This window comes from Acetobacter sp. DsW_063, from assembly GCF_002153745.1.
Classification (GTDB): domain Bacteria; phylum Pseudomonadota; class Alphaproteobacteria; order Acetobacterales; family Acetobacteraceae; genus Acetobacter.
The window spans coordinates 1-9,582 of sequence record NZ_JOPL01000058.1 but is presented as its reverse complement, the minus strand read 5'-3'; the positions used below and the strand labels follow the sequence as shown (position 1 = coordinate 9,582).

Sequence of the window (9,582 nt, the reverse complement as noted above, 5' to 3'; positions counted from 1 at the left end):
GGCCTGACGCAGGGCTCGCGCGAATGGCAGGAGGAAAGCGAGCGCATCACCAACGCGAAAATCGCCCTTGCGAACACGCTTGATCCGCAAACCTCGATCACGCAGGGCATGAAGGACCAGAACGAAAGTCTTTCAGCGCAATCGGGCTGGTGGCGCAGCATGGCCGTGGTCGTGGCCCAGTTTGACACGACCACGCGCGGGACCGGCGTCAACCAGCAAGCTCTGACGCAGGCGCTGACGGAAAAGCAGCGCCAGCTTACGGCGGCATATGAAGACGGCACGACCGAGATCGAGCGGCAGGTGCGCGCCCAGACAGCGATTTCGTCTGCGGCGGCCGATTCCTCGCGCGCGCTGCAGCATGCGACGAACTATCAGGAGGCGTACAACGCGGCGACGCAGAATTTCGACCCGGCGTCGCAGAAGTTCGTCGAGGAAGTCAACGCGCGGGTGTCGGCTCTCGACGCGCTGTCGGACGCGCAACAGCGGACGCAGCAGCTGCAACAGAACCGGGGATTGTCCGACAATCTTACCTTGCTGCAGGCGGAGACGGCCAGCATCGGGCAGGATTCCGACGCGCGACAGATCAGCATTGCGCGACTGCAGGCGGAAATGGAGATGCGTCGCCAGTATGGCGCCGTGCTGCCGCAGGAGGCGCAGGATTACGTCGAGCTGTCGCGCCAGGTATCGGCGGCGTCCGTCGCCTATGAGCATCAGCAGCAGACGCTTTCGGATCTGACGGGCTCGATCTCGAACATGGCGGACCAGCTGTCGGACGGGCTTGTGCAGGGATTCCTGCAGGGCACGTCGAGCGGGATGTCGTTCAAGTCGACGCTGCAGGCGATCGAGACGCAGATCGCGTCGATGATCCTCAAGATGGGGCTGATCAATCCGCTGTTGAGCGAGATTGACGGGCAGAGCCGCACCACGCTCTCGGACCTGTCGTCCATCCTTGACGGAATGGGCGGCTCGTCCGGATCTTCGTCTGGCGACGGCTGGGGTTCGTCCGGCGGCCAGATGGATTTCGAGGGCTCGGGGATCAGCGTCGGACAGGAACTGAACCTGAAAAACAGCCTGTCCGATCCATCAGCCGCGACGTCGGCGACGTCCGGCAGCTGGCTCAAATCCTTGCTGGGCACGAAGACTTACGGCGGGGCCAGTATTGGCAGCATGCTTGGCGGTCTGTCCGGCGGGCTGGGCGTCGGCGGCCTTGTGACCAGCCTCACGGGCGGCGGGAGCGGCAGCACGATCGGATCTGCGATCGGCAGCGTGATCGGAACCGGCGTCGGGTCATTCCTCGGTCCGATAGGTTCGATGGTTGGCGGCACGGTTCTGGGCGGGATTGGCAGCCTGATCGGCTCGCTATTTTCAAAGTCGCACTACGCTTATGACAGCGTCAGCGGGCAGGACGGCCAGCTGGTGATCTCGGACAGGCGCGTCAAGCGATCCGACGACGACGTCTCCGGATCCTTGCAGTCGGCGCTTGACGCGATCAACGCGGTCTACGGCTACTCGGGCGTTTCGGTCGATGACGGGTTCGTCGGCGACGTCGGGCATTACAAGAAAGGGAAAAACTCCAACTCGCAGACGCTGGAACAGCATCTCGGCGACGCGCATCTCACGTCGTCCGACGCCACGATGCAGATGGCGCTCGATCAGCTGATGCCGTCGAGCTTCGACAGCGTCAGCAGCTACACGCAGGCGATCCAGTCTCTCAAAACCCTGTCGGACACACTCGACAGCATGGGCGTGCTCGTCGGCAAGTTCGACGATTCCTCGCATCTGACCGTCGCGCATTTCACCGGATACACGGGCGACATGGCGACGGCGCTGTCCACGCTCGACGGACAGACGATTTCTCTCGACGATCTGCAGTCGAAATTTCAGGCGATCGAGGAATTTGTCGGGACCACGATGCCGGGCCTTCTGGACGTCACGGCGTCCGGATCGGAAAGCCTGACGCAACAGGTCGAGGATCTGCAAAAGAAGTATCTGGACGCGGCGAACACGGCGGCGTCCTACGGGCTGAGTGCGCAGGCGCTTCTGGACAAGGGAAACGCCATCGCCGCGACCATGATCGCGAACGAGACGACGACCCTGAACCAGAACGATCAGGCGGTTCAGGCGCGCTATCTCTCGGCGACAGGGGATCAGCAGGGCGCGGACCTGCTGAATTTCGACGTGTCGGCCGCGCAGCAGGTCAAGCAGCTGCAGGACAACTGGGACGGATACCTTGGCGACACGTATGCGAGCAACGCCACGTTTCAGGCGCAGATGGCGGATCTCGACAAGGCGCTGGCGGCGGAACGGCTCCAGATTCAGGAGCAATACGCCGGAACTTCGCTGGCGCAGCAAAAAGAATATCTCTCGCAGGCGGATCAGTCCGTCGCGGGGGTGTTCAGCAACCTGTCGGACTATGCGAGCGGGTTGATGACGTCGGACGCGTCGCCGCTGTCCGTGCAGGACCAGTATGCGGCGGCGAACGACAATCTGCAGAGCGATTATCAGGCTGCGCTGGGCGGCGATTATGACGCCCTGTCGCGGGTTCAGTCGGACATGCAGACATATCTGACCGAGGCCAAAGCGTGGTTCGGCTCCGGCACGGGCTACGCTGACGCAGTCAAGCAAGTTTCGGACATGCTGGCCGCGATCGGCAACGTCGGATCAGACACCTACACGGCGAGCCTTGCGAAACAGCTCGCCCAGCAAAGCGTAGACGCGACACTCGCGGTCAAGCAGTCCGTCGACGCTCTCAACAGCAACGTCGCCCAGCTGCGGCGGCTCATCACAGTAGGAGGCGTGAAAGCGGCATGACGGCGTTTCGAACGGTCGAGATCGACCTTGTGCGTCAGGCGTCGGGAACCGCGTCCGTCACGCGCGGACACGGAACCCGGCCGCATGGCGCGCTGTCGCGCAACGCCCGCACGCTGGAGATGACCGAAACCGTGCGGTTTTCGGACCGGGGCTATGTCGATGAAAACCATGCGCCGTGGCCGCCTTACGTCACGGACGCCTTTACGCTCGATCGCGGGCTGACGCTGTCGGCCGACGCGCTGGGCGGTCAGCTGTCGGCAGGGTCGATCACACTGGCCAATGTCGGCGGCGCACTCGACGGCATGATCACGACGCGCGTCAACGATCATATGCCGGTCCGCATCCGCACGGGCGACAAGGCGTTCGACACGGCGCGCGGGATCGAGGTCGATCCTGTCTCGGCGTCTTTGCGGCCGGTCTTCGCGGGGCTGGGCAAAAGCTGGCGTCCGGACAGGCAGTCGCTCGCGATTGACCTGCTCGACGCCACCTACTGGCTGGAAACGACGCTCGGCGTCGCGACGTATGGGGGCTCCGGACGGCTCGACGGCGACAGCAACGTCGCGGGCCGGACGATGCCGGTCATGCGCGGGACGGTGTGCAACGTGACGCCGGTCCTGATCGACAGCACGAATTACGTCTACCAGATCTCGGACGGTCCGGCGTCAATCACGGCTCTTTACGAGGGCGGATACGCCGGCGGAATCGTATCGGGCGGGATCGTCGCCGATATCTACGCCAGCTCTCCGGCGGCGGGCTCCTACACGGTGCAGACGGGCGCGTCGGGGACGTGGCTGCGTCTTGGCACAAAGCCCGTCTACGGGATCACGGTCGACGCCGTGGGGCGGTTCCGCTCGGGCGCCGCGCCGACGAACGTCCTCGACATCCTGCGCCGGATGCTGGTCGAGGATCTGGTCATGCCAGAGGCCTATATCGACGCGGGCTGGACCGAGACGTCGACGATCGCGCCATGGGCGGGCGGCTGGTTCTGGGACGGCTCCGGCAGCCTGACCGGCAAGAGCGTCACGACGACGCTGCTCTCGGGGCTTGGCGTGTCGCTGGCGCCGACGCGCACTGGCACGCTGCTGCCGGTTCCGCTCGTGGCTCCGACTGCCAACAGCCCGGTTGTGGCGGAGCTGTCGGCCGACGTGATCACCGATATCGCCGCGTCGTCGCTCGACAGTTCTCTCGATCCGCCGACCTGGCGCTGGCGTCTGGGGTGGCGGCACAATTTCACGGTGCAGACGACAGGCTCGAACCTGCATCCGCAGGCTCCGGCCGATCGGCAGTCGGTGATTGCTGTGGCCGACCGGACCGCCCTGTGGTGGTCGTCGGACGTCAAGAGCCGCTGGCGGGCGCCGAACGATCCGGCGACGATCGCGACGGCGCTGACCAGTCAGGCGGACGCCCAGACCATCGCCAATCGTCACGGCGCGCTGTGGGGCGTGCAGCGCAGGCTCTGGGCGGTCTCGGTTCCGCAGGATCTCGCATGGTCGATCGAACTGGGCGACGTGGTGGGGCTCAGCGCGCCAGCGGCCGGTCTGACCGCGCGCGTTCCGGGCGTGGTGATCAGCGAACACATACAGGCGACCGATCAGGTCGTCACATTCCAGATTCTGGTGTGATCAATGCAAAATTGCGGTTTTGGCTGGCAAAATCGCGTCCTCGACGCGACGCTTGTCGCCAGCAACACGACGGTGGGATCGCTGCCTGTCACGAACCTGCAGAATCCTTATGGCGCGGCGAGCCTCGGGTTTCGCAGCCTGATCGAAAAAGCAGGCGACAGCGCCAATTTTACGATGACGCTGCAAGCGCCCGCGACGTGGCGGGTGTTCAGCCTGCACCGGACCAATCTGCCTGAGACGGGCGCGCAGTGGCGTATTCAGGTGAGCAACGGCGGGACGTCGGCTATCGACACCTATGTCATGGCCTGTCCGGTCTCGGACGGACAATGTGTCTGGGCGCTGCCGAGCGACGTCACGGGCGACGCGGTCACGATCACCGTCTGGCCGAACACTGATCCGGGAACGTGGATCGACATTCCTCTGGCTTATGCCGGGCCGTTATGGTCGCCCGTGCGCAATTTCAGCAGCGAGAGCACGGCTGATCGCGCGCTGGGGCAGGACAGCGTCGTCTCGCTGGGTGGTCAGGAGTTCGTGGCGACGCGCTGGTATCAGCGCAAGCTGACGATCGCGCATCAGTCGCTTGGCGACGCAGACGCGTCTGTCGTCGAGCAGATGCTGCGCGTGGCGGCGACGGGACGAAACACCCTGTTCCTGCCTGATCCTTCGGCGGACGCGCTCACGCTTGCGAAACGCGGTCTGTTCGGTCGCCTGTCGGGCGGCGAGATCTCCAATCCTTTCGGCGCGGCCGACCGGCACGCCATCACTTTTGATCTGACGGAACGGCTCTGATGCCCGCACAATTGGGAAATTTTGTTCTGGAGACGACGACGGCTCCGGGAACGGGGACGTTTACCCTCAACGGACCCGAGGCGGACCGGCGCAGTTTTACGCATGCGTTTCCGTCCGGCGGTTCGGTCTTTTACTTCGCCGACGATGGATCGCAGGCGGAATGGGGGACCGGCACGCTCTCGCCCGGATCTCCGGCGACGCTGGCCCGGACGAAGATCCTCGGCACCACGGCCAACACGACGGCGGCGCTCAATTTCGGCGGAACGGTCGAGGTTTACAGCGAAATCCCGGCCGAGCGTCTGGCGATGCTGGAGGACGACGGGAGCCTGAACCTCTCGGGTGGCGTAACCGCCAGGGGCCAGATTACCGGAAGCCAGTTCAGTGCGACCGTACCGGGATCGGCCTTTGGCCAGAGCGCGACAGTTCGCTTTTTCTCGACATTCGCGTCCGCTCCGACGCCTGACTACGGGCCTCGCTATGTGGGGCGTATCGACGGGACGTATATTCAGGAAGCGTGGGGCAATGAAGCGCTGCGCGTCATCCTGTCGCAAAATCAGGCGTCACAGGAACTCGAAGTTTTCCGGTTTCAGGCCTCTGGTGTTTACGCATGGAAGCCCCTTACGCTCGCCTCTCCACCCGATACGGGCGACGACTCAAATCTGGCCGTGTCCTCGGGCTGGGTTCGCGGGCAGGGCTACGCGACGCAAGACTGGGTCAAGGCCCTTGGATACGCGACAAACGCGGGTATCGCGGCCGCGAATTATGCGACGCAGGGCTGGATTGGCGGTCTCGGGCTGATCACGGCGTCCGCCGTCAATCAGAATTACGTCGCAAAGTCAGACTACGCCAACGATTTCGCCACCGGCACCGCGAGCGTCATCCGGACGGTGGGCAACAAGGTCATCCAGATGTGGACGGCAAGTGTCGGGCCGGGGACGCGCGTCAACTATCCGATCGCGATGTCGTCGCGCGCAGGGGAGCCGATCGGGATCGCCTATTCTGCGAACGGCGCGGGCGCCGGCAGCTGGGTCAATTGCTACGCGGCGGATAACAGCGGCTTTACCGCGACGGCGTTCGGGTCTGACGGATCGACGCGGACTGTGACAATCACCTTTATCGTCATGGGGGTTTTGTGATGGCGGATATCAACGTCAGGACTGTCTATCCGGACAGATTTTATGCGTCCCATGACCTGTCGGCCGCGCAGCCTGCGCCTGTCACCGGTTGGTGGGATGCGTGGGTTATGAGCGATCCCGGCGTCATGCCGCCGGTTGCGGATCTGGTCCCGCTGACGGCGGATCAGTGGAACGATCGCCTGTCGGGCGGATGGGGCGTGCAGGGCGGGGCGCTGGTCGCCATGACCGAAGAGCAGCTTGCGGACGCGGTTCCTCTGGCCATCCGGGCGGGCTTTGCGCTTACGGCCGCGCAAAACGTGGTCTGGGCCGAGTATGGATCGCTGGGCGACGCGGTTCCGGGCGAGTGGATCTCGTATCAGAAAGCGGTGAAAGCCATTGTCGACGGGACTGACACGACCAGCACAATCCTGCCCGCCGCTCCCGTGGAGACCAGCGATGTCTGACAGCGCCGCCACGAAAGAAGATATCGACAAACTCAGGGACGATACCGACGCGAAGCTCGGTCAGATCTGGACCGAGCTGCGCAAGCTCAACACGGTGGAAAGCAGGCGCGCAGCCCTGAACGGGGCGCTCCTGATCCTTGGTTCAGCCATCGGAAGCGGCATCGTCAACGCACTGCAGCATGGGCGGTGATTGTTATTTACCTTGTGTATTATAAAGGAAACGAAAATTAAATATTGGCAGAAACGATATGAACCGGCGCGAAGGACATCACGAATTCGCGATATTTCACAAACGAACCGAACTATGATTATTCCTATTTTTGTCGGAATTAGGGCGTTGATTTTAGAGATTTATGCCAAAAATTAAATTAATAAGTATATCAATCACTTATTTCGTAATATAATTACGCTTTGGTCTTTTTAATTACCCTGGATGATGAAAAATAGAATAAGAAATTCTTTAAATAAATTTGGAAAATTTATAACAAAACTTCCAAGTATAAAAATACTTCCGGAATGGAGCTGTTTGGAAAATAGTAATTTCCGTCGCGCTGCCAGCGTTGATCTGAAACCGAATTCAGACACATCCTTCAAGAGGGTATTGCTATGGCTACGACAACGACAACTACCAGCAGTGGTGTAAAATACACGGTAACAACGAATACATTGGGGACCCTTATAACCTCATGGAATGTTACGATCACTGACCCGGACGGCACTACGGCTTACACTGGGACGCTCTATCCCGGTGTCCTGGGCATCGCTCAGACCGGCTACGTGGCCTCATCCACCAATAGCGCAATCAGCATTGCGAGCTTGCTTGTTGGAGCGACCTACATCGTTCCCGCAGGTGTTACGGGATCTGTGGACATTCTGGTGAATCTGCTCACGATCTATCCGACGACGATCTACGTGGGTGGGACAGCGACGATTTCAACATTGTTGACCGCGCTCAGCGGGCTCGTCATCGATGTCGACGGAGGCACGGCGACCCTCAACAATGGTTTGGTGGCCAACGCTCTTTCCGGAACGACCGTCAATATCACGAACGGCGGCACATTCTCTGGCGGCACTTCGCTGATCACTGCACTGTCCGGGACAACGATTCACTTCGGAACAGGCGGCGGCACCTTCATTCTGAATGCAGGGGCGTCGCTTCTCAACCTGTCGAGCACGACTATAACGGGTTATGACCCGTCAAAAGACACTATTGAGTTGGAAAATACCGTTGCGACTGTATCGTACTATACAATAACGGGGTCATCGACGGTAAAAACGATAACGCTCTACGGTTCGTCCGGAACTGAAATAGCGTCATACAGCGCGACGCTCGCCAGTGGTGTTACGCTGACAAATAATACGTATTATATTAACGGAAGCACGAGCAATCCTCTAAAAATTACTTATTCAAGTAATAACACTTACGTAGGAGCCTGCTTCCTTCCCGGATCGATGATCCGTACGCCTTCAGGCGACGTGCCTGTAGAGGACGTCCGTATCGGAGACATCGTCACTACATTCGATTGGCGCAGCGGTTTGGAAAGAATGTCTGGCGTCACATGGGTCGGCAGTAAAAGCGTTTCTGTAAACGGCACTCTTCGGAAAGATGAAGCAGGATACCCGGTGCGCGTTCTGAAGGACGCGGTATCGCAGGGGGTTCCCTATAAAGATATGCTTGTCACAGCGGAGCATTGTCTTTTCTTCGAAGGAAAGTTTGTTCCGGTCAGGATGCTGGTCAATGGAAAAAGCATCTTTTATGACACGAGCATTGAAAACTACACGTATTACCACATCGAGACGGAGTCGCACGCGGTCATCTGGTCCGACGGCATGCTGACAGAGACGTATCTGGATACCGACAACCGACATCTCTTCAGACAGCATGGCAAGGTCTCGACAATAGCCGGTCGCACTCGCTCCTGGGAACTCGATGCTGCTGCGCCGTTGGGCGTGGAGCGCTCGGTCGTAGAGCCGATTTATCGTGCGCTCGACGCTCGCGCGCCTGTTGTAGCGGAAGACCCGAACGAAAGCGAAGTATCTTTGGAGAGCGATCCGGACGTCCGCCTTATGACCGACATAGGCCGGATTCTGAGGCCTCTAAGGCGGGTTGGCGACCATTACTCTTTCATGATCCCGCCTGGAGTGAGCGCCGTAAGAATCATGTCACGCACAAGCCGACCGAGCGACGCGATCGGCCCCTTTGTCGATGACAGGCGTGAGTTGGGCGTTCTGGTCGGCAATATTATGAAATCGCGCGCTGATAAGGTTGAGGTCATCGATCAGCACCTTGAGACCCTGTCTCTGGATGGCTGGCACGGACTGGAAGGAGGACGAGGTCGCTGGACTGCCGGGGCAGGAAGTGTGTCCGCCACTTCCCAGCCTTCCAGTTCTCCCTTTATTCTTTCTGTAGAGGTGATGGCTGCTGGCCCCTATCTGGCGTCCACTGACGTAGTTTGCCTTGAACGCAGAAGTGCATAAATAAAGAGCGTCTGGCATCCGAAGGGAGCCGTGTGACATCGGCTTCCTGTCGGCTGCCAAAGGAATTTTTATACTTTTCTGACGTATCGCCTGAATGTCGATGCGTTAGTCAGCCGCCCTCTGGGCGGCTTTTTTTATGCCCGGAGCATCAGATGAATGACCCGCTGCAACTCGCGGCCGATCTCGCACGCCGTTTTGAAGGGCTGTCTGCGTCAGCCAACGTCCCTGTTCGCCCTGGCGGATATCGCCGGAACACTTGTCGCGCTCTGGTTCGGCGTGCTGCCCGAAGGCGTCGCCTGCGCG

At 60.6% G+C, this 9,582-nt stretch carries 6 protein-coding genes and 1 pseudogene; all 7 read left to right on the top strand.

Annotation, left to right across the window (positions count from 1 at the left end):
• Positions 1-2,811, top strand: a pseudogene (locus tag HK28_RS14010) (phage tail protein); the annotation flags it as partial.
• Complete coding sequence (locus tag HK28_RS09305) at positions 2,808-4,433, top strand: hypothetical protein (protein WP_086644317.1); 1,626 nt, start codon at positions 2,808-2,810, stop codon at positions 4,431-4,433. The pseudogene HK28_RS14010 and the gene HK28_RS09305, both read left to right, overlap by 4 nt.
• 3 nt (positions 4,434-4,436) lie before the next feature.
• Complete coding sequence (locus tag HK28_RS09300; protein WP_086644316.1) at positions 4,437-5,222, top strand: hypothetical protein; 786 nt, start codon at positions 4,437-4,439, stop codon at positions 5,220-5,222.
• On the top strand, positions 5,222-6,358 hold the full coding sequence (locus tag HK28_RS09295; RefSeq protein WP_086644315.1) for a hypothetical protein: 1,137 nt from the start codon (positions 5,222-5,224) through the stop codon (positions 6,356-6,358). The genes HK28_RS09300 and HK28_RS09295 overlap by 1 nt, the downstream gene beginning before the upstream one ends.
• Positions 6,358-6,801, top strand: coding sequence for a hypothetical protein (locus tag HK28_RS09290; protein WP_086644314.1), 444 nt, complete (start codon positions 6,358-6,360; stop codon positions 6,799-6,801). The genes HK28_RS09295 and HK28_RS09290 overlap by 1 nt, the downstream gene beginning before the upstream one ends.
• Positions 6,794-6,991, top strand: a complete 198-nt coding sequence (locus HK28_RS09285; RefSeq protein ID WP_086644313.1) for a hypothetical protein — start codon at positions 6,794-6,796, stop codon at positions 6,989-6,991. The genes HK28_RS09290 and HK28_RS09285 overlap by 8 nt, the downstream gene beginning before the upstream one ends.
• A gap of 416 nt (positions 6,992-7,407) precedes the next feature.
• Positions 7,408-9,279, top strand: a complete 1,872-nt coding sequence (locus HK28_RS09280) for a Hint domain-containing protein (RefSeq protein WP_086644312.1) — start codon at positions 7,408-7,410, stop codon at positions 9,277-9,279.
• Positions 9,280-9,582: the final 303 nt, after the last annotated feature.

Coding starts and splice junctions, on each gene's coding strand:
- HK28_RS09305 (WP_086644317.1), top strand. CDS start 2,808: ATGACGGCGTTTCGAACGGTCGAGATCGACCTTGTGCGTCAGGCGTCG.
- HK28_RS09300 (WP_086644316.1), top strand. CDS start 4,437: ATGCAAAATTGCGGTTTTGGCTGGCAAAATCGCGTCCTCGACGCGACG.
- HK28_RS09295 (WP_086644315.1), top strand. CDS start 5,222: ATGCCCGCACAATTGGGAAATTTTGTTCTGGAGACGACGACGGCTCCG.
- HK28_RS09290 (WP_086644314.1), top strand. CDS start 6,358: ATGGCGGATATCAACGTCAGGACTGTCTATCCGGACAGATTTTATGCG.
- HK28_RS09285 (WP_086644313.1), top strand. CDS start 6,794: ATGTCTGACAGCGCCGCCACGAAAGAAGATATCGACAAACTCAGGGAC.
- HK28_RS09280 (WP_086644312.1), top strand. CDS start 7,408: ATGGCTACGACAACGACAACTACCAGCAGTGGTGTAAAATACACGGTA.